The organism is Nonomuraea bangladeshensis, from assembly GCF_039529455.1.
Classification (GTDB): Bacteria; Actinomycetota; Actinomycetes; order Streptosporangiales; family Streptosporangiaceae; genus Nonomuraea; species Nonomuraea bangladeshensis.
Genome location: NZ_BAAAMV010000011.1, coordinates 115,341 through 140,546, shown reverse-complemented (window position 1 = coordinate 140,546; position 25,206 = coordinate 115,341). Strand labels below are relative to the sequence as shown.

General features: G+C 68.2%; 23 protein-coding genes. 9 read left to right on the top strand and 14 right to left on the bottom strand.

Going from position 1 to position 25,206, the window contains the following annotated elements; genetic code table 11:
* Positions 1-33: 33 nt before the first annotated feature.
* Both ABD292_RS35765 and ABD292_RS35760 read right to left on the bottom strand, forming a co-directional pair.
* Positions 34-1,083: a glycosyltransferase family 9 protein gene (locus ABD292_RS35765; protein WP_344215331.1), complete on the bottom strand. Its 1,050-nt coding sequence runs from the start codon at positions 1,081-1,083 to the stop codon at positions 34-36.
* 34 nt (positions 1,084-1,117) lie between these two features.
* Positions 1,118-2,059, bottom strand: a complete 942-nt coding sequence (locus ABD292_RS35760; RefSeq protein WP_344215329.1) for a glycosyltransferase family 9 protein — start codon at positions 2,057-2,059, stop codon at positions 1,118-1,120.
* 98 nt (positions 2,060-2,157) lie between these two features.
* Here ABD292_RS35760 and ABD292_RS35755 point away from each other — a divergent pair, with 98 nt between their 5' ends.
* On the top strand, positions 2,158-2,787 hold the full coding sequence (locus ABD292_RS35755; RefSeq protein ID WP_344215328.1) for a cysteine hydrolase family protein: 630 nt from the start codon (positions 2,158-2,160) through the stop codon (positions 2,785-2,787).
* Between the two features lie 41 nt (positions 2,788-2,828).
* The gene (locus ABD292_RS35750; protein ID WP_344215325.1) at positions 2,829-3,407 is read left to right on the top strand and encodes a DUF1707 SHOCT-like domain-containing protein; all 579 of its coding nucleotides are present in this window, start codon (positions 2,829-2,831) and stop codon (positions 3,405-3,407) included.
* A gap of 6 nt (positions 3,408-3,413) precedes the next feature.
* Here ABD292_RS35750 and ABD292_RS35745 read toward each other — a convergent pair whose 3' ends face one another.
* From ABD292_RS35745 to ABD292_RS35725, 5 genes are all read right to left on the bottom strand, one after another.
* Positions 3,414-4,451, bottom strand: a complete 1,038-nt coding sequence (locus tag ABD292_RS35745) for a PP2C family protein-serine/threonine phosphatase (protein ID WP_344215323.1) — start codon at positions 4,449-4,451, stop codon at positions 3,414-3,416.
* 119 nt (positions 4,452-4,570) lie between these two features.
* Entirely contained in the window at positions 4,571-5,548 is a 978-nt protein-coding gene (locus tag ABD292_RS35740) for a glycine betaine ABC transporter substrate-binding protein (protein ID WP_344215321.1), read from the bottom strand.
* Positions 5,549-5,576: 28 nt separating this feature from the next.
* Positions 5,577-6,353: an ABC transporter permease gene (locus tag ABD292_RS35735; RefSeq protein WP_344215319.1), complete on the bottom strand. Its 777-nt coding sequence runs from the start codon at positions 6,351-6,353 to the stop codon at positions 5,577-5,579.
* On the bottom strand, positions 6,343-7,347 hold the full coding sequence (locus tag ABD292_RS35730) for an ABC transporter ATP-binding protein (RefSeq protein WP_344215317.1): 1,005 nt from the start codon (positions 7,345-7,347) through the stop codon (positions 6,343-6,345). The genes ABD292_RS35735 and ABD292_RS35730 overlap by 11 nt, the downstream gene beginning before the upstream one ends.
* Positions 7,334-7,987: an ABC transporter permease gene (locus tag ABD292_RS35725; protein WP_344215315.1), complete on the bottom strand. Its 654-nt coding sequence runs from the start codon at positions 7,985-7,987 to the stop codon at positions 7,334-7,336. The genes ABD292_RS35730 and ABD292_RS35725 overlap by 14 nt, the downstream gene beginning before the upstream one ends.
* A 124-nt stretch (positions 7,988-8,111) precedes the next feature.
* Here ABD292_RS35725 and ABD292_RS35720 point away from each other — a divergent pair, with 124 nt between their 5' ends.
* The gene (locus ABD292_RS35720) at positions 8,112-8,921 is read left to right on the top strand and encodes an IclR family transcriptional regulator (RefSeq protein ID WP_344215313.1); all 810 of its coding nucleotides are present in this window, start codon (positions 8,112-8,114) and stop codon (positions 8,919-8,921) included.
* A 73-nt stretch (positions 8,922-8,994) separates the two neighbouring features.
* Here ABD292_RS35720 and ABD292_RS35715 read toward each other — a convergent pair whose 3' ends face one another.
* The 4 genes from ABD292_RS35715 to ABD292_RS35700 form a co-directional block, all read right to left on the bottom strand.
* The gene (locus ABD292_RS35715; protein ID WP_344215311.1) at positions 8,995-9,264 is read right to left on the bottom strand and encodes a LuxR C-terminal-related transcriptional regulator; all 270 of its coding nucleotides are present in this window, start codon (positions 9,262-9,264) and stop codon (positions 8,995-8,997) included.
* A 510-nt stretch (positions 9,265-9,774) separates the two neighbouring features.
* Positions 9,775-10,650: a hypothetical protein gene (locus ABD292_RS35710; RefSeq protein WP_344215309.1), complete on the bottom strand. Its 876-nt coding sequence runs from the start codon at positions 10,648-10,650 to the stop codon at positions 9,775-9,777.
* A gap of 73 nt (positions 10,651-10,723) precedes the next feature.
* Positions 10,724-11,962: a hypothetical protein gene (locus ABD292_RS35705; RefSeq protein WP_344215307.1), complete on the bottom strand. Its 1,239-nt coding sequence runs from the start codon at positions 11,960-11,962 to the stop codon at positions 10,724-10,726.
* The gene (locus ABD292_RS35700) at positions 11,917-16,254 is read right to left on the bottom strand and encodes a LamG-like jellyroll fold domain-containing protein (RefSeq protein WP_344215305.1); all 4,338 of its coding nucleotides are present in this window, start codon (positions 16,252-16,254) and stop codon (positions 11,917-11,919) included. Before ABD292_RS35700 ends, ABD292_RS35705 begins: the two co-directional genes overlap by 46 nt.
* 980 nt (positions 16,255-17,234) lie before the next feature.
* Here ABD292_RS35700 and ABD292_RS35695 point away from each other — a divergent pair.
* Positions 17,235-17,549, top strand: a complete 315-nt coding sequence (locus ABD292_RS35695) for a hypothetical protein (RefSeq protein ID WP_344215303.1) — start codon at positions 17,235-17,237, stop codon at positions 17,547-17,549.
* Between the two features lie 430 nt (positions 17,550-17,979).
* Positions 17,980-18,558 carry a hypothetical protein gene (locus ABD292_RS35690; RefSeq protein ID WP_344215876.1) on the top strand — a complete coding sequence of 193 codons (579 nt, stop codon included), beginning with the start codon at positions 17,980-17,982 and terminating at the stop codon, positions 18,556-18,558.
* A gap of 66 nt (positions 18,559-18,624) precedes the next feature.
* Here the strand turns inward: ABD292_RS35690 and ABD292_RS35685 are convergent, their stop codons facing one another.
* Positions 18,625-20,982 (bottom strand): rhamnogalacturonan lyase, encoded by a 2,358-nt coding sequence (locus tag ABD292_RS35685; RefSeq protein ID WP_344215301.1) that lies wholly within the window; start codon positions 20,980-20,982, stop codon positions 18,625-18,627.
* Positions 20,983-21,168: 186 nt separating this feature from the next.
* Here ABD292_RS35685 and ABD292_RS35680 point away from each other — a divergent pair, with 186 nt between their 5' ends.
* The 3 genes from ABD292_RS35680 (at position 21,169) to ABD292_RS35670 (ending at position 22,885) form a co-directional block, all read left to right on the top strand.
* Positions 21,169-21,546, top strand: coding sequence for a hypothetical protein (locus tag ABD292_RS35680; protein WP_344215299.1), 378 nt, complete (start codon positions 21,169-21,171; stop codon positions 21,544-21,546).
* Positions 21,547-21,611: 65 nt separating this feature from the next.
* Positions 21,612-22,049, top strand: a complete 438-nt coding sequence (locus ABD292_RS35675) for a MarR family winged helix-turn-helix transcriptional regulator (RefSeq protein ID WP_344215296.1) — start codon at positions 21,612-21,614, stop codon at positions 22,047-22,049.
* On the top strand, positions 22,046-22,885 hold the full coding sequence (locus ABD292_RS35670; protein WP_344215294.1) for an alpha/beta fold hydrolase: 840 nt from the start codon (positions 22,046-22,048) through the stop codon (positions 22,883-22,885). Before ABD292_RS35675 ends, ABD292_RS35670 begins: the two co-directional genes overlap by 4 nt.
* A gap of 115 nt (positions 22,886-23,000) precedes the next feature.
* Here ABD292_RS35670 and ABD292_RS35665 read toward each other — a convergent pair whose 3' ends face one another.
* Entirely contained in the window at positions 23,001-23,483 is a 483-nt protein-coding gene (locus tag ABD292_RS35665; protein WP_344215292.1) for a nuclear transport factor 2 family protein, read from the bottom strand.
* 31 nt (positions 23,484-23,514) lie between these two features.
* Positions 23,515-24,345, bottom strand: a complete 831-nt coding sequence (locus ABD292_RS35660; RefSeq protein WP_344215290.1) for an SDR family NAD(P)-dependent oxidoreductase — start codon at positions 24,343-24,345, stop codon at positions 23,515-23,517.
* Between the two features lie 58 nt (positions 24,346-24,403).
* On the opposite strand from ABD292_RS35660, the gene ABD292_RS35655 reads away from it, so the two are divergent.
* Entirely contained in the window at positions 24,404-25,060 is a 657-nt protein-coding gene (locus ABD292_RS35655) for a TetR/AcrR family transcriptional regulator (RefSeq protein WP_344215288.1), read from the top strand.
* The last annotated feature ends 146 nt before the right edge of the window (positions 25,061-25,206 follow it).

The window sequence follows — 25,206 nt, the reverse complement described above, 5'->3', positions numbered from 1 at the left end:
GATCGGGACGGGCCGGCGGCCTCTCCGCCCTGATCAGCTCTGGCGGAGGAGGTCCTCGGCCTGTTCGGTCACCTCGTCCACGGTGATCGCGGCCACCCAGGAGGCGTCGTGCGGGCACCGTTCCGCCCGCAGGTCCACGCCGCTCGCGCCGCAGCGGGGACAGGCGATGATCCAGGACACCAACGGCCGGTGCCTGACCCGGGTGAGCGGGCCCGCGTTGACCAGGTTGCCGCACCAGTACAGGCCGATCGTGGCGGCGCCCACGGCGGCGGCCAGGTGGCGCGGGCCGGTGTCGTTGCCGATGACCAGGTCGCAGCGCTCGTACAGGGCGGCGAGGCCGCCGATGCTCAGCGCGCCCACCAGCGGCGTCGCGGGGCGGCACATGGCGGCGCAGACCTCCGCCACCAGGTCCGCCTCCTCGGGCGTGCCCGTCACCACGACGGGACGGCCGAGCCGGTCGCCGACCGCGGCGAACGAGCGGGCCGGCCAGCGCCGCCGCGGGTCGGTCGCGCCCGGATGCAGGGCGACCAGGCCGGGCGGCGGCTCGCCGAGCACGGCGCGCAGCTCGGCCCGGTCGGCGCCGGTGACCGCCACGCGCGGCTCGAACTCCCGCGCGCGGGCCCCGACCAGCGCGGCCGCCTCCAGGTAGCGCAGGGTCTCGTGCTGGTAGTAGTGGTACGGCAGCCAGCGGTCCAGCGGCTCGGCGTCCGGCGTGCGGAAACCGGCGGTGACGCGGGCGCCGAGCCGCCGGAGGAACGGGTTGGAGTGCCGCCCGCCCCCGTGCAGCTGCACGGCCAGGTCGAAGCGCCGCTCGCGCAGCCGTTCGACCAGCTCCTCGGGGGCCGGGCGGGCCTCCGGCCGGGTGGTGAGCCCGGCGATCGGCGGCATGGCGACCACCTCGTCCACCGGGCCGGCCCGCCCGGCCAGGAAGGCCGCGTGCCAGGCGTTGCCCAGCAGGACCAGCCGGGCGTCCGGGTAGGCGTCCTTGATCGCCCCGATGGCGGGCAGCGCCACGACGAGGTCGCCGAGCGCGTTGGCGCGCAGCACCGCGATCGTCCGCACCCCGTCGACCAGCCCCGTCATGACGACCGTCGTGCCCGGCTCCCACCTGGGCAAACTACGCGGCGAGCACCCTGGCGGCGGCGTCGAGCACCTCTTGGACGGTGATGCGCAGCAGCGCCGGGTCCGGCACGTCCGTCTGCACCTCCTGTTCGCTGTCGCCGTGCCACAGGGCGGCGTGGACCGGCTTGCGCGGCGGGCCCCAGATCCGCGGCGAGGCCGGGCCGAACAGCACGACCGACGGCCGTTCGTACGCGCTGGCGAGATGCGCCATCCCCGTGTCCCCGCACACCACCAGCGCCGCCCCGCGCACCAGCGCCGCCAGCGTGTCGAGGCCGGTCCGCCCGGCCAGGTTCGCCCGCGCCGGCAGCCCGGCCAGGGCGGTCACCCGCGCCGCGCGCTCCCGTTCGGCGGCCGTGCCGGTGACGACGACGTCGTGGCCGGCTACGGCGAGCGCCGCCGCGACGGCGGCGAACCGCTCCGGCGGCCACCGCTTGCTGCCGTAGGCCGCGCCGGGATGCACGACGGCCGCCCCGGGCCGGGGGCTCGGCGCGGGCGGCGGCGCGAGCAACAGGTCGGCCTCGTCCGGGTCGCCGCCGTCGGAGCGGACGAGCCGGCACCACTTGGCCACCTCGTGCTCCACGTCCCGCACCGCGGGCCCGTCCGGGTGCCCGGCCTCCGGGCAGGCGAAGGCCACCAGGCGGCGGGGTCGGGTGCCGTAGACGGCCCGTACGCTGTCCGGCAGCACGCCGTGCAGGTCCACGGCCACGTCGGGGGCCACGACGGGGGGCGGGCGGAGACTGCGGTGCGGGACGACCTCGTCCACGGCCCCGGTCAGCCGCGCCAGCGGCCGGAGCGCCGGGTTGACGGCCAGCAGCAGGCGGTGGTCCGGGTAGCGGCGGCGCAGCCCGCGCAGCGCCGGCACGGTGACCAGCAGGTCACCGAGGTTGAGCGCGCGCAGCGCCAGCAGCCTGGGCGCGGCCTCCTGGGCGTCGGTCACACCCTCCGCTGCCCGTGGCCCGGCAAAGACAATCCTGCCCGCCGTCCGGAAGTGGTCAACGCCGCAAGACCGGCCCGGGGCCGGGGTACACCACGGGCGTGAGCAGCGCCTCCTACGCGATCCACCGGACCGCCGTCCTCCTCGTCGACCCGTACAACGACTTCCTGTCCGAGGGCGGGAAGATCTGGCCACGGGTACGGGAGATCGCCGAACAGGTCGACCTCCTCGACCACCTGCGCGCGATCACCGCCGCCGCGCGGGATGCGGGGATGCTGGTCTTCGTCGTCCCGCACCGGCAGTGGCGGCCCGGCGACTACGACGACTGGGACCACCCCAACCCCACGCAGCGCGGCATCCAGGAGCGCCACTCCTTCGAGAAGGGCGCCTGGGGCGGCGAGTGGCGGGCCGATCTCGTCGCGCCGGGCAGCGACATCGTGGTCAAGCAGCACTGGGCGCAGAGCGGGTTCCCCAACACCGACCTCGACCTGCTGCTGCGCCAGCACGCCATCACCCACGTGATCCTCATCGGCCTGCTGGCCAACACCTGCGTCGAGTCGACCGGCCGGTTCGCGATGGAGCTCGGCTACCACGTCACCCTGGTCAGGGACGCGACCGCGGCCTTTAGCGCGGAGATGATGCACGCCGCGCACGAGCTCAACGGGCCGACGTTCGCGCACTCCATCACGACGACGGAGGACCTGATCGCGGCGATCAGATCGGCCCGCTGACCGCCTGGGCCGGGTGTACATCTCGGCCTAATGTGGTCGCCATGACCGATCATCGGGAACTGCGGGCCGGCGACCGCGACCGCGAGCGCGTGGCCGAGCTGCTCCGGGTCGCGGTCGCTGAAGGGCGGATCACCCTGGAGGAGCTGCACGAGCGCGTCGACCGCGCCTATGCCGCCCGCACGCTGGGCGACCTGGACGGGGTCGTCGCCGACCTGCCGGTCCCCGGCGTTCCCGCGCGGCCGGCCCCTTCCGAGGTCGGCGGCGGTCTGGAGCTGCACACGGTCGGCGGGCGGGTCGAGCAGGCGGGCCGTTGGACGGTCCCGGCGTACATCAGCGCCAGGGCGGGGCGCTGGGGCAAGGCGCGGATCGACTTCACCCGGGCCGACTGCCCCCACCGCGAGGTCGTGCTCGACGTCGAGATCACCTCCTGGTTCGGCGACATCGTCGTCGTGGTGCCGCGCGGCTGGCGGGTGCGCGACGAGGACGTCGTACGCCGCCGGCTGGGCGCCGTCCACAACCACCCGCCCGTGCCGCTCGCAGCCGACGGCGTCACCGTACGCCTCACCGGCTACGTGCAGACCGGCGACGTCTGGGTGAGGTACCGCCGCCCACCGGCCTGAGGAGCGTCAGGTCTGCCTGTGCAGCAGCAGCATGGCGGCGTCGTCGGGCAGCGGACCGCCGGTGTGGCGGACCAGGTCGGCGCGCAGGGCGTCCAGCGCGTCCTGCGGATCATCCGCCCGCAGGAGATGGACGCGGTCGGTCAGGGGGTAGAAGGCGCCGCCGTCGTCCCTGGCCTCGATGACGCCGTCGGTGAACAGCAGGATGCGGTCCCCGCCGAGGAAAGGCGCCTGATGCGCTTTCGGACGGTCGCTCGCGAGAGGGCCGAGCCCCAGGGGCAGACCCGCGTCGGCCGGCTCCACGGCGGCGACCCTTCCGTCCGCGCCGAGGTGGAGCGGCGGGGGATGGCCGTGATTGAGGAGGAGGATCTCGCCGTCGCGCACCTCGGCGAGGATCGCGGTGACGAACTTCTCGCCGCCCAGGTGCCGGGACAGGCTCGCCTCCAGCCGCGCGCTCACCTCGTCGAGTTCGGGCTCGTCGTAGGCGGCTTCGCGGAAGGCGCCGAGCACCCAGGCCGCCGTCTCCACCGCCTCCAGGCCCTTGCCCTGCACATCGCCGATCAGCAGCCGTACGCCGTGCGGGGTGGTGACCACCTCGTACAGGTCGCCGCCGATGCGGGCCTCGGCCGCCGCCGAGGTGTAGGACAGCGCCACCCGCAGGTCGGCGGCTCTGCGCGGCACCGGCCGCAGCAGCACGCGCTGGGCCGCCTCGGCCACCAGGCGCACGTCGGCCAGCTCGCGCTCGCGCCTGAGCCGCAGGTGCCCGGCCAGCATGCCGACCCCGGTGACGCCGACGATCGTGACGATGGTGAGGTTGTTCTGCCAGCGCAGCAGCAGGTCGTTGTAGGCGGCCAGGGGGATGCACAGGGCGAGCGCGACCAGACCGACCATGGCGGTGCGCTGCACGCTGCCGGACACCGAGGCGAAACTGGGGCCGAGCGTGAGCAGCGGGAGGAAGCCGAGGGAGGGGCCGGCCAGGACGTCGGTCACCGCGACGGCCGCCATGACGCCGAACGGCAGCCAGCGCAACGCCCCCTGCGCGCTCATCCAGCGCCCCCCTCCCACGTAGGTCGCCGTGCAATATCATTGCATAGTGCAACCTAGTTTGGGCCAGGCGTCATTTTCCTTTTGGAGCTCCTGGTCCACGCCGTCCGGCGGCACGATGCTCAGGCGTCGCCGGTCGAGCCGAGGAAGCCCTGCTCGCGCAGCCAGTCGGCGGAGACCTTGCCCGGCTCCTCGCCCTCGACGTCCACGCGGGCGTTCAGCCGCTGCATGGTGGCGTCGTCCAGTTTCGCGATCACCGGCTGCAGCACCTTCTCCAGGGCGGGGTGCTCGTCGTAGGTGTCCTGGCGGACCGTGACGGCCGCGTTGTAGTTCGGGAAGAACTTCTTGTCGTCCTCCAGGACGGTCAGGCCGAGCGCGGCGATGCGGCCGTCGGTGGTGAACACCTCGCCGAAGTCGCAGACCTGGCCCTTGTCGGTCTCGGTGTAGACGACGCCGGTGTCGAGCAGGCTGACCTGCTTCTTCGGGATCTTCATGCCGTACGCCTTGGACAGCCCGGGCAGGCCGTCGTCGCGGGTCGAGAACTCGGTCTCGATGCAGAGCGTGACCGCCTCCGGGTTGGTCTCGGCCAGCTTCGCCACGTCGGACAGCGTCTTGACGCCCAGTTCCTGGGCCTTCTCCGAACGGATGGCCAGGGCGTAGGTGTTGTTCAACGGGGTGGGGCCGATCCAGCGGATCTTGTTCTTGGACAGGTCCTCGTCTGCGGTGGCCTTGAACTGCCCGGCGGAGTCCCGGATCGGCTCGGTCTTCTTCAGGTGCTCGATCCAGCCGGTGCCGGAGTACTCCCAGTAGAGGTCGATCTCGCCGGCCTCCAGAGCCTTGCGGTTCGGCGCCGTACCGCCGAGGTTGGTCTTGTCGACGACGTCGGCGCCGTGGGCCTTGAGCAGCTGGGCGGCGATCTTGCCGAGCACGATGTTCTCGGTGAAGTCCTTGGAGCCGACGACGAGCTTGCTGCCCGCCAGTTCGTTGCCCGCGCTGCCGGATTCGACGGCGTCGGCGGTGCCGCAGGCGCTCGCGCCGGCGACGGTCAGCGCCGCGGCGGCGAGCAGGGCGAAGGTCGTCCTGAGGGGACGGGGGAGCATGAAAAAGCCTCTCGATTGTCCAGTACGGTCAGATCCCGCGTGGTTTGAGCAGGTTCTCGGCCAGGCTGCCGAGCCAGTCGATGAAGAAGGCGACGCAGGCGGTCAGCACGCCGCCGACGATGGTGACGGGCATGCGGTTGAGCTTGAGCCCGTTGATGATCAGCTCGCCGAAGCCGCCCGCGGCGACGAAGGCGCCGAGCGTGGCGACGCCGACGGTCAGCACGAGCGCGGTGCGCAGCCCCGCCAGGATCGCCGGGACGGCGAGCTTGAGCTCGACCCGGCGCAGGATCTGTCCCCGTGTCATGCCCATGCCGCGGGCGGCCTCGATGAGCGCCGGATCGACCTGCTGCACGCCGACCATGGTGTTGCGCAGCACGGGCAGCACCGCGTACGCGACCAGGCCGACGAGCGCGGTCTGGAAACCCACGCCCATGAGGAACGTGCACAGCACCAGCAGGCCGATGCAGGGAACGGCCTGGCCGAGGTTGCCCAGGGTCAGGATGACGGGGGCGATGAGCCGGTTGCGGGCGCGGGAGGCGGCCACGCCGAGCGGGATCGCGACGATCACGACGAGCGCGGTGGCGGCCAGCGTCATCTGCAGGTGCTCGACGGTCTTGGCCAGGATGACCGCGCGGTTGAGGCTGCGCTGTTCGATGGAGTCGAGCTCCAGCGTGCCCACCCACATGTACAGGGCGATCAGGGCGGCGGCGACGGCGGCGGGCGTGATCAGGTGGCGGACGCCGCGCGGGACGCGCCGTACGGGGGTGAGGGGCAGGGTCTCAGTCGGCAGGGTTTCAGCGGTCACCGGCGACCAGCTCCTCCTGTGACCGGTTCCCGACGGCCGCGCACAAGGTCGCGTAGCTCAGCACGCCGGCCGTCGAGCTGCACCGGTCGGTGCCGTGGGCGAGCATGAGGTCCAGCGCCTCGCGCAGGCTGGCGTCCGCCGCGATCTGGGGCAGCCGGGGGTCGGGCCGCGGGTAGGTGGCCGGGACGTCGGTGACCCGCAGCAGCGCCAACCGCTTGAGCGTGGCGTCCTGGCCGATGAAGCCCGCCACGTAGTCGTCGGCGGGGCGGTCGAGGATGGCGGCGGGGGTGTCGTACTGGGCGATGTGGGAGCCCTCGCGCAGGACGGCGATGCGGTCGCCCAGCTTGATGGCCTCCTCGAAGTCGTGGGTGACGAAGATGATCGTCTTGCGGAGCTGCTTCTGCAGCCGGACGAACTCGTTCTGCAGGTGCTCACGGGTGATCGGGTCGGTGGCGCCGAACGGCTCGTCCATGAGCATCACGGGCGGGTCGGCGGCCAGCGCGCGGGCGACCCCCACACGCTGCTGCTGGCCGCCGGACAGCTGGCGCGGGTAGCGGTCGTGGAAGGCCGACGGCTCCAGGTGCACCAGGGCGAGCAGCTCCTCCACGCGGGCGGCGATCCGGGGCTGCGGCCAGCCGAGCAGTTTGGGGACCAGGCCGATGTTCTGGGCCACGGTCAGGTGCGGGAAGAGGCCGACCTGCTGGATGGCGTAGCCGATGTGGCGGCGCAGCTCGTCGGGGTTCAGGCCGAGCACGTCGCGCCCGCCGATGCGGATCTCGCCCGAGGTGGGCTCGACCAGCCGGTTGATCATCTTCATCGTGGTGGTCTTGCCGCAGCCCGACGGGCCGACGAAGACGACCAGCTCGCCGGCCGGGATGTCCATGGTGACGTTGTCGACCGCGGGGGCCGGCTGGCCCGGATAGTGCTTGGTCAGCGCGCGCAGCTCGATGCGCACGCCCTCGGCGTCACGGTCGGACAGGTCACGGTCGAACACGAAGCCCCCTCGGGGTGGTCAGGTGGCGGACGGCGGCGAAGAACAGGTCGAACAGCACCGCGATGATCACGATGCCGAGCGTTCCCGCGAGCGTGGCGTTGAGCGAGTTCACCGAGCCCAGCCGGGAGAGGCCCTCGAAGATCTGGTTGCCGAGCCCCGGCCCGTCGACGAAGGCGGCGATGGCGGCGATGCCGATCGCCATCTGCGTCGAGATCCGGATCCCGGTCAGGATCATCGGCCAGGCGAGCGGGAGCTGGACGCGCAGCAGCAGCCGCGGGCGGTTCAGGCCCATGCCGCGGCCGGCCTCGACGGTGGCGGCGTCCAGGCCGCGCAGGCCCGTCACGGTGTTGCGGATGATCGGCAGGAACGCGTACGCGGTGAGCGCGATCAGCGTGGACCCCCAGCCCAGCCCGGTCAGGGGGATGAGGAGGGTGAGCAGGGCCAGCGAGGGGACGGTCAGAATCGCCGCCGAGACCGCGATCGACCCTTCCCGCACGCGCGGCGAGCCGTGGCCGAGGACGCCGACGCCGATGCCGACCACACTGGCCAGGACGATGGCGATCGCCACGACCAGGGCGTGCTCGGCGGCGGCCAGCGAGAGGGTGTCCCATCGGGAGACCACGTACTCGCCGAAACTCATACAAGGACCACCTTCGCTTACGCTGTCAGAGGCTCGCAAACGTATGCCAAGAGTTGCGGTCAGTGCAAAACCAGGTGCAGCTAGCGCAACAAAAGCGCAATGCTTCTGTGATGAACGGACGTGGATGAGCGACAAGCCTCCGGCACCCTCGGCGGGGCTGCGGCGGGACATGGATATCCTCGAAGTCCTCGCAGGTCACGGCGATGACAGGGACGCGGACGGGTTCGGCGTCAGCTGGATCGCCGAGCGGCTGGGACGGGAGAAGAGCCAGATCTCCAGAGCGTTGCGGGCGCTGGAGCTGGAAGGCATGGTGGAGCGGGACCCGGTCACCCGGCGCTACCGCCTGGGCTGGCGGCTGTTCGCGCTGGCCGCGCGCACCCAGCAGGCCCGGCTCGTCCGGGTCGCCGCGCCCTACCTGCGACGCCTGGCCGGCGCCTTCGACGAGGACGCCTACCTGTGCGTGCTGCGCGGCAACCAGGTCCTGACGCTGCTGTCGGTGCCGTCGTCGCGGGCGTACCACCGCGTGTGGGAGGGCGTCTCGGTGCCAGTGATCATGGCCGCCGCCGGCCGGTCGCTGCTCGCCGAGTGGGACGAGGAACGAGTGCGGGCGCTGCTGCGGACTGTGCTGCCGTCCGGGCTGGACAGCGCGGTGGCCAGCGAGGACGACTGGCTGGCCGACCTCGCGCATGTGCGGTCGGCGGGCTACGCGGTCTCGAACGTGGAGCTGGACGACAGTGCTGCCGGGGTTTCGGCGCCCGTACGCGACCACCGGGGGCTCATCACGGCGGCGATCAGCGTGTCCGTGACCCGGGCGGCGGCGCCGGAGCGGCTGCACGAGATGGGGGCCGTGGTGGCGGAGGCGGCCCGTGAGTTCTCCGCCGAACTGGGTTTCCCGGCGACGCCCGCCGCGGGAACGTGGAGGTCACCGGCTTAGCACCCGCTCAGGACAGGATGTTCACTGGTCTGGCCGGTCGGGCGAGTCGCGCTGGCCGGCCGGAGAATAGGTCTCATCCGCAGAAAACCCCGACTCGTGGTTGTCGGGACTTCGCTAAGGCCTCACTGTGGCGGCGGGTGTCCACCTTCTCCAGGATGTCGTGCACGTGGTTCTTCACCGTGCGCATCTCGATGCCCAGCCGTTCCTCAATCTCCTGGTTCGTCAGGCCCAGTTCGAGCAGCCCGAGCACCCGGTCCTCGCGCGGAGTGAGCGCCGGGACCCGCGGTTGTGGGCGCCGTTCGGCGGCGAGTGTCGCGACCCGGCGCATCAGCGTCGCGGCCATTCGCAAGCTGCACAGCGTCTCTCCCGTGACGACCGCGCCGATCAGCGACAGCAGTCGGGCAATCAGCTCAGATCGCAGGAGATAGATGCTCGCCTACCCTCCGCACGAGCGGATGGCCCGAGCGGCAGTGGGACGTGGGTGGCCGGCAGCTGCCGGGAGACCTTGTCCAGATCGGCGGACGTTATAGCAGGTGAAGGGGCGCAGAACGAGCCCAGCGTGGGTGGTGCACGGATGCCAAACAACAGCTCGTGCACCTCGCCGCAGATCGTTGATGCTGTTGATGCTGCCGACGTCGCAGGCCATCCCGACCACAATCAAGGTCACTTTCGCTACCGCGTTGACACCGGTTGCTGAGTTCGTGCTCACGCGCGCGCTGACCAGCGTTCCAGACCTGCCCGCTCGAGCAACTGCAGCACCGGAGCCAGCCCGGCGTAGGAGATCCCGCGAGGCCGCTCTCGCCCTCCTCGACTTCGTCCAGGCATGCCTACTCTACCCGGATTCTAGAATTTCCTAGCGCTGGCGAAGGTGCAGAAAGTGAACCCAGGCAATGCGCGGATCCGAGAGGAGATGTTCAATATCTTCAGGTAGGGCCGTCATTATAAAAGCCGAAATGCGACCCTCCCTGGCATATGCTTGCATTTTGGAGTACCTCAAGCTGTAGTGCTTGAGGATTAGATCGTCCTCCGGTCGTAGCATGTCTACCCATTTAGAGAAAACGCTGATGGTGGCACGCGATTGCTGGCAACCTCTGACTCCTCTAAGTTCGCACGATTCTCGATCCCAGGCGAGCAATACTGCGGCAGAACTTGATGGTGGTGATATGAAGATAGTGTCAGGCGTGAGCGGCGCGGTCAGAAGATTCGAAACCCCTGCATCAGTGAGAGGGGTTTTGGGTTTCACGAGCACCTGAACCTCGGCGCTTATACGCCTTTCAGACAATGCGGAGATCAGTGATTCAGTGTCCCCGAAAGGCTTGTTGTTGCCGATTAATGCCCTGGAAAGAGTGGCGGACTTGCCAAGGTGCGGATTGGATATTCTCCCTGACGAATGAAATTGGATCGCGCTTTGTATCCAATGCCCAGAGGAGATCCCTTCGGGGCTGCGCGGTTCCAGTAGAATCGGCAGAAAGCCACCCCTGGCCGTAATCGGAGAGTCTTCGAGTAGACCGGCACTTTTCATCTCGAGGAAATCTACTTGATAATCGATCTGTGACACAGCGAAGGCGTTAAGTGCGACGAGCTCGAGACGGTTGCTGGACACAAAGGGACGCCATGGTTCGAACAGAGTCCTATTTACTCCCCAGATCGATATAGCAGCCACTAGTAAAATTGCTGCCGAAGCACGCATTGCTGCTTTTTTGGAGGGTAACCGATTAATTAGCTTCATGTCCCTCTTCTTTCGTTTGGCCGAAAGCGGATGGGAAAGAGTGTCGGCTCTCTCCTATCCGCTTGACTGAATCTCAGTCGAGGCCGGGAGTTATGCAGTTGGAGTACTGATATCTCCCAACCGAGCTGGCGAGCTGGAAATTCAGATTCAATGGGTTACCGCCGGGATTGCGCCAATCTCTCTTGGCGGTTATCCATACAGTGTGCCTGATCGTGGGTGACTTATAGCGCTTGTTGATCTTCTGGCCATTCGGCATGGTTTCCCAGGCTTTGAAGTCCCAGTATGCCTCACTGTCGAGCTGGTGACGGAAATGCCGGATGGTACAGAAGTCTAGTGCGCCCGTTGGGCAGCGACCGGTGACGAGCATGGAATCCGACAGTTTATGATTGCCTGTTTTTCCGCCGGGGGATGGAAAGTATTCCTTGCAGTCTTGACTTGCGCTCGTGGTCGCGGCGAGACCGCCGCCAAGACTCGAGTCGCCGAAACTGCCAGGTGCGATGGCGACCATGCCGGCTACCTCAAAACTGAGACGTGTTGCGGTGTAGCACGCACTGGCAATATATGCGACGTGGGCAGCCTTGTCGAACGCCGTGGCAAAGGTGGATCCCCAGCCCTGTTTGGCGTTCTTTCCTGGATAGAGTTGGACGGTGTTCCGGAAGTTCTCTACTATCCAGAGTTCCTCGTCATCCAGCCCATCCTGTCCGGCGTGGTACATCCAGTCCGAGCTTACTGCGGTTCGGAAATACCAGCCCTTCTTGCCGAGCTGCTGATCAACCTCGCACTGCAGGCCATCCGGGCCGTACAGCGACTTGTCGGTCACTCTGCATGGACCACCCTTCACCAGGCCGCCATCGCAGTCATCGGCTGCTGCGACGCGCGAAGTACCTGGAATTGAGGAGCACGTGCCACCATCGTGCAAGTCTGTGGGGTCTTGTTCGGCTGGAATCGGCGCCTCGATGATGGTCAGACCACCGCACCGGTCGAAGACAAAGATAGAGATTGTGGCTTCGTCTGGGTCAATTTCTCCAGGCTCGTCACTCGACCTCGTGGAGGAGGTGACCGCTCCGGTCGCCGCAGTTTCGTCCCAGAGCCGCTTCACCGTCGCCGTCACCCGAGCCCCTCCGTCTCCGGTTTGCTGAACGACGACGTTTTCTACGATGACTTCAGAGTTGGTTCGTTCTACCTTTCCATCGGACAAGCCGTCATGCTGTCCGACGAGTTCATCGTTGAGCAGGGATATTTGCGCGGTAACTGGTGAGGTTGCTGTTATCCCGGAAGCATCCCAAATCGTCTCGGCTTGGCCCTCCAGCACCTCGTCCTGGGCTGTGTAATATGCCCGAATTCGATCGGTGTAGTCGGGGATGGATGACTCGGAGGCGTCTGCCCTGGCTTTCTGAACCTGCGACTGGCTCTCGAGTACGCATTCGTGTGGTGTGGACGGCGGCTTGGGAACCACCTTTGAGTGGCTGTCGCAGATTCCCATTCGCTCATCCCAAATGCTGTGCGAGAGCGGACTCGGACTGTGTAATGAGTGTCGTTCGATAGTCCTCCGATAGAAGCAGTAGGAATTTTTACGCCTATTTCTTTGACTGTCGATCCGCTGTCATCGATGACCTCTACGTCGTATCCATCCAGCAGCACAAGGCCGCCGTTGTCCTCCGGTATACCCCAGCTTGCGACGATGCTGCTGTCACCGGGTTGCACTGCGAGGTTCAACACTTTGCTCGGTGGGCGGGCTGGCACATACGTGATTTCCAGCGAGAGTTGTTCTGCAGCGCCTGGAGCACTGAACTCGACCGGCTCCTCGTGGTCCGAGGTAAGCAAATACCAAGTAGAATTGCTATTGGCGACATCTGCCTGGGGTGATGAGATCGGAATATTGAAGGGGGCGACTGTGGTGTCCACATCGCTCGACAGATCGGAGCCCTTTGTGTCGCTCGTCACCGCTTTGGCGAGTGGGGCCGCTGTGATCAGCATATCGGCGGGACATGTGCTAGCACATGACGAGGAGCCCAGTTTGAGCACTGCTTCTGTGAAGGTTACTCCATCTGGGATTTCGTCGAACTTGACGCCGAGCACTGATGCGATCTTGTTCTGCTCCACTCCACCAAATTGCAGCCGGTCGGCATTCTGCAAGGAGCAGGGGGCGCCGTTACAGGCGGTCGGATCGATCTTCGTTGTCTTGATGACAAAGTTGTCCTTGCCCAGCGTCAGCTTCCGCACGTCCTCCACTGGGTCGGGTGACGGTGTGCCGGGAGTGGTGAAGCTGATGGCCTCGGTCTTGGAAGTGCAGATTTCCTCGACGTCTGATCCCTCTGTGGAGGCAGTGATGGTATCGGTTGTGGTTGCACGGACCGTGCTGGCTACAGGTGTAGTGCCACCGAGCGGGGTGTTCATGTCGGTGGTGATCTCGGCGGCGGTCTGTGCTCGGCTGTAGATGCGGACCTCGTCGATGACGCCCTTGAAGTACTCTTCGTCCCAGATGTCGTTGCCGCCGATGTGCAGGAGGCCGGCGTCGTTGGTGATCGAGCCGCTGAGATCTTCCTGGGCGATCTGGGTGCCGTTGCGGTAAAGGCGGGCGGTGGTGCCGTCGTAGGTGACGGCGAGGTGCGCCCAGGTGTTGACGGTCAGGTTGCTGGTGGCTCCGACGGACTCTGGCTCTCCATTGATGGTGAAATAGCCGGTAGGACCGTTTCCGCTGGCGGCGTAGAGGCCGTAGGACAGGTCGAAGACGTTGTCGTTGTCCTTGGCGATGACGGTGCGCCAGCCGTCCACGGTGCTGGGCTTGACCCAAGCTGACAGGGTCAGCTTGTTGCCGAGACGCAGGGAAGGGGCGTCCTCGATGTCCACCCTGCCGTCTGTGCCGTTGAAGGAGAGCGCCTTGCCGTACTTGCCGGTGACCCAAGTGGTGCCGGAGGCGCTGCCGTCGTTGCCCCCGATGGGGTCGGTGATGGTGCCGCCGCTGCCCTCGTTCATGTCGTAAGCGGCCACCAGACCGGACGGAGTAGGAGTCGGAGTAGGCGTGGAAGTCGGAGTCGGCGAGGGTGTGGAAGTCGGTGTTGCCGTGGGAGTGGGGGTGGGGGTGGGGCCAGGGTCGGAGCCGTCGTCTTGTGGGCCGGTGACGCAGGCAACCATCTGCCACTTGTATGTGCGGCCGGCTTGCACGGTGTTGGCCGGAAGTTGGAAGGAGGCGCGTTGGCCGCCGTTGACGGTGCGGCTGCCGAGTGGTGCAGAGCCGACCGGCAGGCCGTTGTTGTCGTACAGGTAGTACTTGGCCGTCACCAGGCCGCCGGAGGGGCGGTTGACCATGCCGGACAGGATCGGCTGGGCCGGGTCTGCCATGCCGGTCTCGGTGTCGGAGGGCAGCACCGGCGCGTCGGAGGTGATGCGGTAGGCCGGGCTTTCGTTGCAGGAAGGGGGGTTGAGGCCGCTGCGGCAGGCCTTGACCACGAACTTGAAGCTGGCCGGGTTGTCCAGCGTGAACACCTTGTCCAGCGCCTGGCCCGACGGGATGTTGTTGTGGGTGGTGGTTCCGGGGACGCCGACCAGGGCGCGGATCTCGTCGCCGGTCAGCACTTTCTGGTAGGCGTGCACGTCGTCGACGGCGCCGTCGAGGGTGGCCTCGTCACCGGCGATGACGGTGCCGCGGCCGATCTGGAAGGCGCCGCGGGCGTTCCAGCCGGCGGTGTGGTCGCGTTCGGCGTTGAGTTCGCCGTCGACGTACAGGCGCATCTTGTGGGCGGTCGCGTCGTACTGGGCGGCCAGATGCGTCCAGCGGCCGACGCCGGCCAGTTTCTTCGACCCGATCGGGACCGGGTTGGCGTTGGCGGTGTCGGCGTCGTTGAGGGTGAGGATCCAGCGCTGGTCCAGCTCGGCAGCGTTGGAGGCCAGGTAGCCCAGGCTGAAGCCGGGCTGGTTGGTGCCCATCTGGGAGAATACGGCCTGGTCGCCGGCGCCGCTGTCGAGGCGTACCCAGGCGGTGACGGTGTAGCTCTGGTTGGTGTTCAGGACCGGTGCGGCGGTGCGGATCTGGCCGCCGGGCGACAGCTTGACCGCTTGGCCGAGCTGGCCGGGGACGCGGCTGTAGGCGCCGCTCAGGTTGGCGGTGAAGCCCTTGCCGGTGGCGTCGGCGGCGGTGGTTCCGGAGGTCTCGTCCAGCTTCCACCAGGCCGCTTCGCCGGTGGGTAGCTGGGCGGCCGGGGGCGCCATGGTGGAGTCGTTGACGGTCACGGTGTAGTCCAGGTTCGTCGCCTCGGGGACGGTGGACTTGTAGGTGACCTTGACGTTGGTGCTGCGGGCGATGGCGTCGTTACCGGACATGGAGTCGATCGACTCGGCGGTGACGGTGGGGATCGCCGGCGGGAGCACCCAGTCCACGCTCAGTTTCGGCACGCGGGAGCCGCCAAACATCTGGGCCCAGAAGTTGTACGACTCGCTGAGGTCCTTGGGCACCGGCAGCTCGGTGCCGAGCCGCAGTTGCAGGCCGTGGTTGGCGGTGCCGGTGGCCCAGGCTTGGGCCATCGCGGTCAGGTTCCAGCTCCAGATCGCCCCGTCGGTGCGTACCTGAATACAGGGGTCGAGAGAGGAGCGTTCGTCGGGGCGGGTGGCCGGCTGGTTCTCCCAGAAGGTCTCTTCCGCTTCCCATTCTTCGGTGATGAGGGAGGCGGTGACCGCCTGCAGGTTGCTGCACGTGGTGGCGTTGCCGCGCAGCGACAGCTGCATGGTGGCCCCGACCACATGGCGGCCGCTGATCGGCGCGGTGTCGAAGGCCAGCAGCGCGCGGGTGGCGGACTCTCTGGTATAGCCACAGGTGGAGGGGGTGGGGCAGCTCCGGGGGTTGGACCGGGACACCTGCCCGGCACCCGTGGCGGAGTTCGGCGACATGACCGACGTCTCCTGCGTCACGGTCAGCGTGGTGGTCGGGTCCACAGTGACCGGATATTGGGTCGCGGGGTCGGCCAGCCACTTCGCGTCCGGCTTCAGCACCAGGACGGTGTCGCCGTTGTCGCCCTTGACCACGTCGGTGGCGACCTTGGCTTCCCGTCCCGGCTGCTTGGCGTCGGCCTTGGCCGCGGCCGCGTCCCACATACGCGGGGCGGGCGCGGAGGCGATCTTCTCGCCCTTGTCCTTGCCCTCGTCGTCGGAGAGAGTGAGCGCGCCGGACTTGGTCTTGGCCAGCTTGACGCCCTGGGCCTGCACCGGCAGGCGGAACTCCACCGGCTCGGCAGGCCGCTCGCGCAGCACCACGTCATGCCGGAATCCGGTGGGCAGCGCGGTCACCACCAGGTCCGCGGCCGGGCCGGCGACGCCTGTGTATGTGGCGACGTTGCCCTTGATCTGCGGCTTCGGGAGCGCGGTGGGCCAAGACAGGCCGAAGCTGCTGCCGCGTCCCATGCGGATGGAGGCGAACGGTCCGGTGCCGCCGGGCGACAGCCGTAGCCCGGCCTTAGCCAGCCGGGGCCTGAGCACGCCGTTCTCTTCGACGAGGGTGGTGTCGATCCACTCCCATGTCTTGCCGCGCCGCAACTGGGCGGGGCCGTTATAGGACTGGGTGGACAGATGGCCGTCCGGATAGGCCCATGTACGCGAGGATTCGGTGTACACGGCTTCTACTGCGACCGGTTTGTTCTGCTTTTTGGCTTCGGTTAGCGCTGCTCGGAACAGCGCGTCCGGGTCCTCCGGCTGGGGGAACGTGGTTATCGACGGGAGTAACTGGTCCGGTGGGCTCCGGCTCGGCCTGGGCTGACGGGATGGTTCCCGCGACTAGCAACGATGCTGTCACCGTGAGCACCGTTGCGATCGCTAATTGTCCCGAGGTGAGCCAGCGGCGTTTCGATGTGCTTACTAACTTGTTCACTAACACCTCTGAATCGGGGTGAGCATGAGATAGCAAACAAGCTTTACTGGCGGCGAGCTTCATGATCAATGTGATATAGATCACCATAAGTTCTACCTAAAAAACTCGTAACATCAGGTGTCGCCTCGGAGGTGTAAAGCCCTTTTTGAAGATCCACCACGCTCAGGGGGCGCTGTACAGGGAGGGCTGCCAGAGGTAACTGAGGTTTGGGTGGGCGCGCGGGGCCGCAATGAGCTTGCCGCAGCGGGGATGGCGGGGCACCTGCAGGTTGCAGGCGTGCTCGTTGCCAGAGGGCGGCCCGCCAGGCGGGTGTCCTGGCGGGTCTGCTTGCGACGCAAGGTTTTGTCTATGGCCACTACGGTTGGCGTGTGACACACGCCGAGGCGGTCCCCGAACTTCCTCCTTGAAGTCGCGCATGCTCTGGTTCGGTTTTCTCTCGGCCTATGTGCGTAAGAGAATCTCGTCGAGGTGCCATTCGAGTATCTCGGGGTGGGGCCGGTTCGGGACGTTGATCTCCTGGCCGGCTCGGTGGCAGAACCCCCACCTACTACGTCGGGGTGGGTAGGGCGAGCGTGCTCGTCCACTACACGCCGGGTCCCGACGAAGCGGACGGCGTCGACCATGCGCTCGACAGGCATGGCCATGACAGTTGCGGAAAATTGAGCACCAGGTACGCGGTCGTGCCTGACAAGCAAGGCTGACTGGTCACTATGTATCGTGTCTGACGATGGCCACTATAAGAGTGCGGCTCCTGTCCGAATTCAAGAGAGTCCTGTCGGAGGTGGAGTACTTCCCGCTCGACGTGCTGGACTGCCCGGCGATCTCCAAGGCCGGGCAGCCCATGCTCGGCCATGTCGATCCTTACGGGGACACGATGTTCAACCGGGCGCAGATGCGGACGCTGCTGGACGAGATCGACGCTTTGCTGGCCGCGGATGCCCCACTCACGGCGGACCAGCGGCGCTATCTGTCGTTCCTCGGGAGGTTGTGCGTTCTGGGAGACGACGCCCCGCACCGGTACCTGTGGATCTGGGGAGCGTGAAGACAGCTCGACGTGCGATCGGCGGTTGCCTTGAAGTGCGCCGTGACGGCCGCCGTCTCGCTCGCAACCGTAGCCTCGATCAGGTCGGCGGGCGCCTCGGTGCGGAACCAGTTGGGCGCTCCTTGTGCTGTATGCGCGGATTGCCGGGCGATGGGAATCCTGCCCGCCTCGGTGGCGTTACGTATCCGACGCTTTACCTACCGAGGTAGATCTTTGCCGGATATATGGTGATTTGTTTGCATGTGTCCAGGTTTGGTCGGTAGCTTGGTAGGCGTTGGTCAGCGGGTAGCCAGTCTCCCGTTGGCATCGGATCTCCGGAATCTCCGGATCCGCACGCGCTCCACGTAGCGACCGCATTGGCTTAGGCCCGGCTACATCAGTCAAGCGAGCGCAACCTCCGTGTTCCCTAACGAAGGACTTTCCCTTGACCATGTCCGTCCGCACGCGAGCTCTCAGCCTGCTGACCGCCGCCACCCTCGGCGGCCTGTCCATCGGCGCGGCCACCGCGCACGCCGACGCGCAGACCACCGCACCGGTGAGCGCCGCCAAGGCCCAGGCGACCCTGCTCACGGGCTCGACCAAGGCGTCGTACTTCTGGGACGACTCCTCCGGCCGGGCCGGCGACACCGGACTGCCGGCCGCCGGGAAGCCCATGCAGAAGGGTCTGGCCGCCAGCCCGAGCTGGCCGCTCATGACCGAGGGCTACGTGATGTACAAGGGCAAGAAGCTGCCCTTCTTCGTCGGCGACCGCGGTCCCGGCGAGCCCTCCGACCGTGGCGTCATGCTGGACCTCGACGCCAAGACCTTCGCCGAGCTGACCGGCGGCACGTTCAACCCCGACACCCTGGGCGTGGACGGCGTCGACGGCGAGGGCCACATCAAGATCGACTACGTCATCACCAAGTGGGGTGACGGCGTGGGCCGTAAGAGCCAGCCGGTGGCCTTCTCCACCGGCGCCTGGGCCGAGAAGGACACCAGCGTCCGCCCGGTCTCCGTCAAGAACCAGTGACCTGACGGCCGGGCCACGAAGGAGGGCGTCCCCGCGCGGGGGCGCCCTCCTTCGTGTTCGGAGCGTTCAGCGCAGGCGCGGCACCGGCACCTTCGACCAGTCGAGGTCGGAGGCGAGGTAGAAGCTCGGGTAGGCGGGCTGGTTGTAGGCCGTCTGCTGGCGCGCCACCTCCACTCTGTACTGCGGGTCGTGCATCAGCGTGTACAGCTTGCGGTCCGCGACCTCGGTGCTGAGGTAGACGCGCAGGGCCGAGCTGTCGGCCGTGCGCACCAGCAGCTCCTCCCGCCAGTCGCCGAACACGTCGGCCACCAGGCCCGGGTTGCCCTTCGTCCAGTTGTTCGTCAGCGTGCCCTCGGCCGTGAGCAGCGTGCCGCGCCGCCGGTCGTCGATCGTCGGCGTCTGCAGCACGGTCGTGGCGGTGCCGTTGACGAGCTGCGTCGTCATGTCGGCCGCCCACCGGATGCTCATGTTCGTCCCCGGCACGTCGCGGCCCAGGTAGTCGCCGCGGGCCGACCACAGGCCCGCCTGGACGGCCTGGTCGGGAGGCATCGACGACCACGCCTCAAGGCCGCGGAGCGCCGGGTCGACGTCGCCGACCATGCCGCGGCCGGTGTCCACGCCGCTGTAGCCGCCGAACAGCACCCGGCCGGTGGCCGCGTCGCGCATCGCCCATCCGTACGGGGCGCTGCGCCCGCCCTCGTGCACGGTCCAGATCTCCAGGCCGGGACGGTCGGGGTCGAGGTCGCCGACGTGCATCGCGTCGCCGTGGCCGAGCCGTACGGTCTGGCCGGGCACATTGCTCTGCGGCGGGGCCTCGGCGAAGGACGAGTACAGCACGTCGCCGTCGTCGTCGATGGTGGCGGCGCCGTACACGATCTCCTGCCGGCCGTCGCCGTCCACGTCGGCCGCGCTCATCGAGTGGAAGCCCTGCGTGGTGATGTCGGCGTATTTCGGGTTGGTGCCGGGCTGGCCGTGCGGGGAGGCGTTGAACGGGTTCGCCATCGGCACGTGGCCGCTGTCGGCGTACCAGACCTCCTTGAGCCGCCGGCCGTCCCAGTCGTAGGCGACGAGCGTGGTGCGCGTGTAGTAGCCGCGCGCGAAGACCGCCGACGGGCGCCGGCCGTCGAGGTAGGCGACGGCGGACAGGAACCGGTCCACCCGGTTGGCCGGCTCCACGCGCGCCATCGCGTAGTCGCCCCACATGAGGCCGTCGTCGCCGCGGCCCGGCTTGTACGGGACCGTCTGGAGCTCCTTGCCGGACGCGCCGTCGAGCACCGACAGGTACTCGGGGCCGCTGACGACGAACCCGGCGAACTCCCGCAGCCGGTTGTTGGCGCTGCGGCCCGGCGCGTACACGTCCACGAAATGGTTCGCCAGCTCGACGGCGGCCTCATGGGAGAGCGGGTACGTGTGCGCGGGCGCGATCCCGAACGCCTCCTCCAGCGTCCGCGGCCAGCGCCCGGCGACCACCTCGGGGTGCTCGTGCCACTTCTCGAACATGGCCACGAGGTGGTCGAAGTAGCCGGCGGCGCTCAGTCGGTAGTCGTCGGCATGGGAGCGGCCCGCCTTGACGTCGGCCTTGGGCATGGTGACGTAGCGCTCGGAGACGACCTGGCCGCGGGCGCCGTACCGGATGATCTTCGTGCCGGGGGCGGTCTTGAGCATGAGCTCCGAGCGGCCGTCGCCGTCGAAGTCGTAGACGAGGAACTGCGTGTAGTGGGCTCCGGAGCGGATGTTGACGCCGAGGTCGAGCCGCCAGCGCAGGGTGCCGTCGAGCTCGTACGTGTCCAGATAGGTGTTGCCGGTGTAGCCGCGCTGGGAGACGTCCTTGGAGTTGGACGGGTCCCATTTGACGACGTACTCGTACTGGCCGTCGCCGTCCACGTCGCCGACGCTCACGTCGTTGGCGGAATAGGTGTACGCCTCGCCGGTCGGGGTGACGCCGTCGGCCGGTTTGGTGAGCTTGATATCAAAAAACGATTTAAGCCAAGGCGTGACAACGGCGCCGCGGCCGCCCTCGCGGCCCCTCGTGACCGGGGCCACCTGGTAGCGGGAGGCGGGCGTGCCGGCCGGGTCGAGGTAGTTGGTGCTGTCGGTCACCGTCGCGATCGGCCGGCCGTCGCGGTAGACGCGGAAGTCGGCGCCGGTCATTCCCGTGGCGCCGTGGCCGGTGACCTCGTCGCCCAGCAGTCGCCAGCTCAGGAACACGCCGGTGGGGGTGGAGGCGGCGACCAGGCCGCGGTCCAGGCGTTCGAGGCGCGGTCCCGCGCCCGCGCCGCCGGTCGCGCCCGTTTCGGCGATCGGGGCGGCCCCGACCGGGGCGGCCGCGGCGGGCGGGGGCGCGGTCGCCAGGGTGGTGAGGAGGGCGGCCAGCGCGAGGGTCGCGGCGCGGCGGCGCGCGCGCGGGCCGGTGGGGAGGCTCATCGTGACGGGCTCCTCGGGGTGAGGCCCGCGTGGGGGCGCGGGATTAAATCGATATAATCAATGCGCCCGCGATATTTGTCAAGGATTCATTTACTGCTTATTGCGCGCAGTATTTTCGCGAAATTACTGCACCCGTTCGCAGTGGATGTTCTCGCGAACTGGGACGAATGCGGCAAGATGCCGAACATGAACACTGACAAGGTGCTGGATGACGCGGTGCTCGCCGTGCAGCGCGACATCGATGCGACCGGCGTCGGCGGGCGGCTCGGCTTCGATGTCCCGGAATGGGACGACCACGGATATCTGCGCGTCGAGTACAAGGGGCAGTACTCCAGTCAGGGGCTGCTCGACGGCGAAGAGCATGAACCGGTCGCCGCCCTTGTGCTGATCGCCGATCTCGCCCAGGCGGTGATCGCCGAGCAGGAATGGCGGGCCTGGCCGACCTGCCCGGAACACTCTCTCGGGTTGTATCCGGAACGGGCGGGTGGGGCGGCGCTGTGGAGATGCAACGGCGGTGGCGGGCACCCGGTGGCCGCGATCGGGGAGCTGAAGCGAGGAGACTGACCGGTCCGGCGCCGGCCGGCTCATTGGGACTTGCAATGCTAAGTTAACATGCTAAGTTAGAGGCTGTGGAACAAAACCTCAGCCTCAACCTGCACGTGCTCGTCGCCCGGCTCGACCGGATGGCCGACCGGATCCTGCGGGCCGAGCACAACATCTCCTACAGCCGCTTCCTCGCGCTGACCCTGGTGGGCGAGCTGGGCTTCTCGACGCAGCGCGCCCTCGCCGACGGCCTGGGCGTGACCGAGCCGTCCGTGAGCCGCATGACCGCCGTCCTCGCCGCCGAAGGGCTGCTCGACGTCCGGCCCGACCCGGCGGGCGGGAACCGCAGGCAGCTCAGCCTCACCGATGAGGGAAAGCGGGTCGTGGCCTCGCTCCGGCAGGAGTTCGAGGACAAGCTGGCCGCCCTGGTCGCGCACAGCGGCGTGCCCTATGCCGAGTTCGCCGAGCACACCGCGCGACTGCTCGCGACGTTGGACCGTACGGAACAGGAGCCCACCAGATGAACCGGACCACCCAGATCACGCGGACGAGCACCGTCTCCTCGGCCGACGGCACGCCGATCAGCTATCAGACCTTAGGCGCCGGGCCGGACCTCATCGTGCTCGGCGGCAATCTGCGGACCTCGCAGGACTACCTGCCGCTGGCCTCCGTGCTGGCCCGCTCCTTCACCGTGCACGTCGTCGACCGGCGGGGACGCGGCGCCAGCGGCCCCCAGGGACCCCGGTACGACCTGGGCAAGGAAGTGGAGGACCTGCTGGCCGTCCAGGAGGAGACCGGCGCGCGGCTGGCGTTCGGCCACAGCTACGGCGGGCTCGTCGTCCTGGAGACCGCGCGGTCGTCCCAGGTGTTCGAGCGCATCGCGGTCTACGAGCCCGGAGTTCCCGTCGCTCCCGTCCCCACGCACTGGATGGCCCCCTACCGGGAGCGGCTGGCGGCGGGCGACCCCTACGGCGCGTTCGCCCATTTCATCCGGGGTTCGGGCGGCGCGCCCGCCTTCATGGCCAAGATGCCGCACTGGTACCTGCGCACCGTGTTGCGGATCGGGTTCCGCGGGCCGAGCTGGCAGCGGATGCGGCCGCTTCTCGAGGCCAACCTGGCCGAGCACGAGCAGCTGGCGGCCCAGCACGGCCGGCTCGCCCTGTTCGCGGACGTCACCGCTCCGGTGCTGCTGCTGTGCGGGGGGCGTACGCGGCCCGCGAGCAGAGCGGAGTTCGACGTCGTACGCGACACCCTTCCGCACGCCACGCTCGAAAGTGTGCCCGGCCTCGGCCACTTCGGGCCGGAAGGGAAGACGGCCCCGCTCGTGGCCGAGCGCGCCCTTCGGTTCCTTCTGCGGTAGCTGACGCGGAAGAAGCCGTCCGGGTCCTTTTTGGGCTCCGGCCGCGTGCTGGTGCGCGCGGGCGACGCTCGGGGATGTCGCGCCGGGGCGAAGGGCCGCCCCGGCCGGTGATGAGTCAGACGGGGTCGATCGCGAGGTCGGTGACCTGGTCGTCCTTGATGCCGAACACGAACGCGAAGGACAGAGGCCCGCCGGGGAACTCACCGTCCCCGGAGGCCACCAGACGGTCGCCCGCGAACGAGGTCGGCGTGATCACGATCTTGGGGTTGATCAGGTGCCCCTGGATCCACTCGCGGATCTCGGCCTCGCCGGCGTAGGTCGTCCCGTCATCGCGCACGGTGGCCCCGTCGCCGAAGACCGCGGCCAGCGCGTTCGCGTCGTGCGCGTTGGTGGCCGCGACGAAGTTCTCGACAGCCTTGGGAAGGGTGAAGTCGTCCATTTCCGCTCTCCGGTCTTCTCGGGTGACAGGACGCGGGCGCGTCCTGGTACGTCCCTGCGGCACCTCAGCAGGGACGATGACGATGCGGGCGGCGACCCGCCGCAGGCCGTGCGGCGCGGTGACCAGCTCGAGGTGCCGAGCAGGGGTCAAGTCGGGCACCGACGAGGCTCCTCGCGTTCTGGCGACTGGCTCAGAAGTCCGCACCGCGCGAGAGCTTCTCGTTCGCGCGCAGCTCCGCGAGCGCGTTCTCGTGCATCGCGACAACGACGTCGTAGCCGGAGTTGCCGAGCACGATCCGTTTCGGCGGAACGGGTGCGTTCATCGCGCTGATCACGGCCTGCACTCCGCGTTCAGGGTCACCCTCTTGCTTGCCGTCATGTTCCACGAACGCCGCCTTGACGCCCTCGACCATCGGCACGTAGGCGTCGACGGTCTCGTTGACGGGCTCGTTCCGGAAGCCGGCGAAAGCCTTGGTGCGGAACGCTCCCGGCTCCACGACGAGCACGCGCACCCCGAACGGCTCAACTTCGTGGCGCAGTGTCTCCGACAGTCCTTCGAGCGCGAACTTCGCCGCTGAGTAGTAGCCGAACCCCTGTGCGCCGACGAGGCCCGCCACCGACGACATGTTCACGATCCAGCCGTCGCCGCGTGCCCGCATACCGGGCAGGACCGCGCGTATCACCTCGACCACGGCGAACAGGTTGAGGTCGAACGTGCGGCGGATCATCTCGTCGGGGGCCCCCTCGACCGAGCCGAACCAGCCTCGGCCCGCGTTGTTGACGAGCACGTCGATCCCGCCGAACCGCTCCTCCGCCGTCCTGACCGCCGCACGCACCTGCTCGGCATCGGTGATGTCGAGCTGGAGAACCAGCACCCGGTCGCCGTGCGGTTCAGCCCATTCCTGCAGTTCGGAGGGCCGGCGTGCGGTCACCACCACCTGATCGCCCTGGTTCAGCGCAGCCTCGGCATAGACCAGGCCGAACCCTCCGGGTGTCACGCCAGTGACGAACCAAGTCCTCATGGACTTCTCCTTCCGCTATAGCGGGCAATGTAGCGCTATATAAGCTAATGTAGCAAGCATGCAGAACGCACGGGACCGACTCCTGCTCGCCGCGGCGGAGTTGCTGGAGAGCGGCGGCACGGTGTCCACGAGGGCGGTGTGCGAACGCGCCGGGGTGCAGGCCCCGACGCTGTACCACCACTTCGGCAGCAAGCAGGGCCTGATCGACGCCGTGGTGAACCACGGCTTCACCCAGTACACCGCGGTCGAGAGCTCCGACGACCCGCTGCACGACCTGCGCGAGGGCTGGGACAGGCACGTGCGGTTCGGGCTGGAGCACCCGTCGTTCTACGGGCTGCTCTACGGCCGCGCCGAGCCGGGAAAGCCCTGCGCCGTCACCGCTCCCGCGCACGCCGCGTTGCGTGAGCGGTTGACCGCCGCCGCCGCCCGGGGCCTGCTCAAGGTGCCGGCAGACGAAGCCGCCGAACAGGTGCTCGCCGCCAACGTCGGCATCACGCTCACCTTGATCAGCCAGCCGGAGCCGGACTTCAGGCTGTCCGAACGCGTCCGCGAGGCCGCGCTGGCCGGAGTCCTGCACACACCCTCCGCCGACGCCCCCGCGACCCGTGCGAGCGCCGCACTGACGTTGCGTGCGCTGGTCGGCGACGACCCGGGCGACCTCACCCCTGGCGAACGCGCGCTGCTCGGCGAGCTGCTGGACCGCCTGGCCCGCTAGAGCACTGTGAATGGTCAGACACGCCTTGGCAGGCCCGCTTGACGCCGGAATGACCACGGATTGACATGGATTGAGCGTCGCTCTGATCACGGTGCCTTGCCGCGTTCCTCGACAAATCGTACGAACGGAACGCACCTCTCATTCAT

Excerpts from the sequence above, each read along its gene's own strand:
- ABD292_RS35765 (WP_344215331.1), bottom strand. The coding sequence starts at position 1,083 with ATGACGGGGCTGGTCGACGGGGTGCGGACGATCGCGGTGCTGCGCGCC.
- ABD292_RS35750 (WP_344215325.1), top strand. The coding sequence starts at position 2,829 with ATGACCGATCATCGGGAACTGCGGGCCGGCGACCGCGACCGCGAGCGC.
- ABD292_RS35745 (WP_344215323.1), bottom strand. The coding sequence starts at position 4,451 with ATGAGCGCGCAGGGGGCGTTGCGCTGGCTGCCGTTCGGCGTCATGGCG.
- ABD292_RS35740 (WP_344215321.1), bottom strand. The coding sequence starts at position 5,548 with ATGCTCCCCCGTCCCCTCAGGACGACCTTCGCCCTGCTCGCCGCCGCG.
- ABD292_RS35725 (WP_344215315.1), bottom strand. The coding sequence starts at position 7,987 with ATGAGTTTCGGCGAGTACGTGGTCTCCCGATGGGACACCCTCTCGCTG.
- ABD292_RS35720 (WP_344215313.1), top strand. The coding sequence starts at position 8,112 with ATGAGCGACAAGCCTCCGGCACCCTCGGCGGGGCTGCGGCGGGACATG.
- ABD292_RS35715 (WP_344215311.1), bottom strand. The coding sequence starts at position 9,264 with ATGGCCGCGACGCTGATGCGCCGGGTCGCGACACTCGCCGCCGAACGG.
- ABD292_RS35710 (WP_344215309.1), bottom strand. The coding sequence starts at position 10,650 with ATGAAGCTAATTAATCGGTTACCCTCCAAAAAAGCAGCAATGCGTGCT.
- ABD292_RS35695 (WP_344215303.1), top strand. The coding sequence starts at position 17,235 with ATGGCCACTATAAGAGTGCGGCTCCTGTCCGAATTCAAGAGAGTCCTG.
- ABD292_RS35690 (WP_344215876.1), top strand. The coding sequence starts at position 17,980 with ATGTCCGTCCGCACGCGAGCTCTCAGCCTGCTGACCGCCGCCACCCTC.
- ABD292_RS35685 (WP_344215301.1), bottom strand. The coding sequence starts at position 20,982 with ATGAGCCTCCCCACCGGCCCGCGCGCGCGCCGCCGCGCCGCGACCCTC.
- ABD292_RS35680 (WP_344215299.1), top strand. The coding sequence starts at position 21,169 with ATGAACACTGACAAGGTGCTGGATGACGCGGTGCTCGCCGTGCAGCGC.
- ABD292_RS35670 (WP_344215294.1), top strand. The coding sequence starts at position 22,046 with ATGAACCGGACCACCCAGATCACGCGGACGAGCACCGTCTCCTCGGCC.
- ABD292_RS35660 (WP_344215290.1), bottom strand. The coding sequence starts at position 24,345 with ATGAGGACTTGGTTCGTCACTGGCGTGACACCCGGAGGGTTCGGCCTG.
- ABD292_RS35655 (WP_344215288.1), top strand. The coding sequence starts at position 24,404 with ATGCAGAACGCACGGGACCGACTCCTGCTCGCCGCGGCGGAGTTGCTG.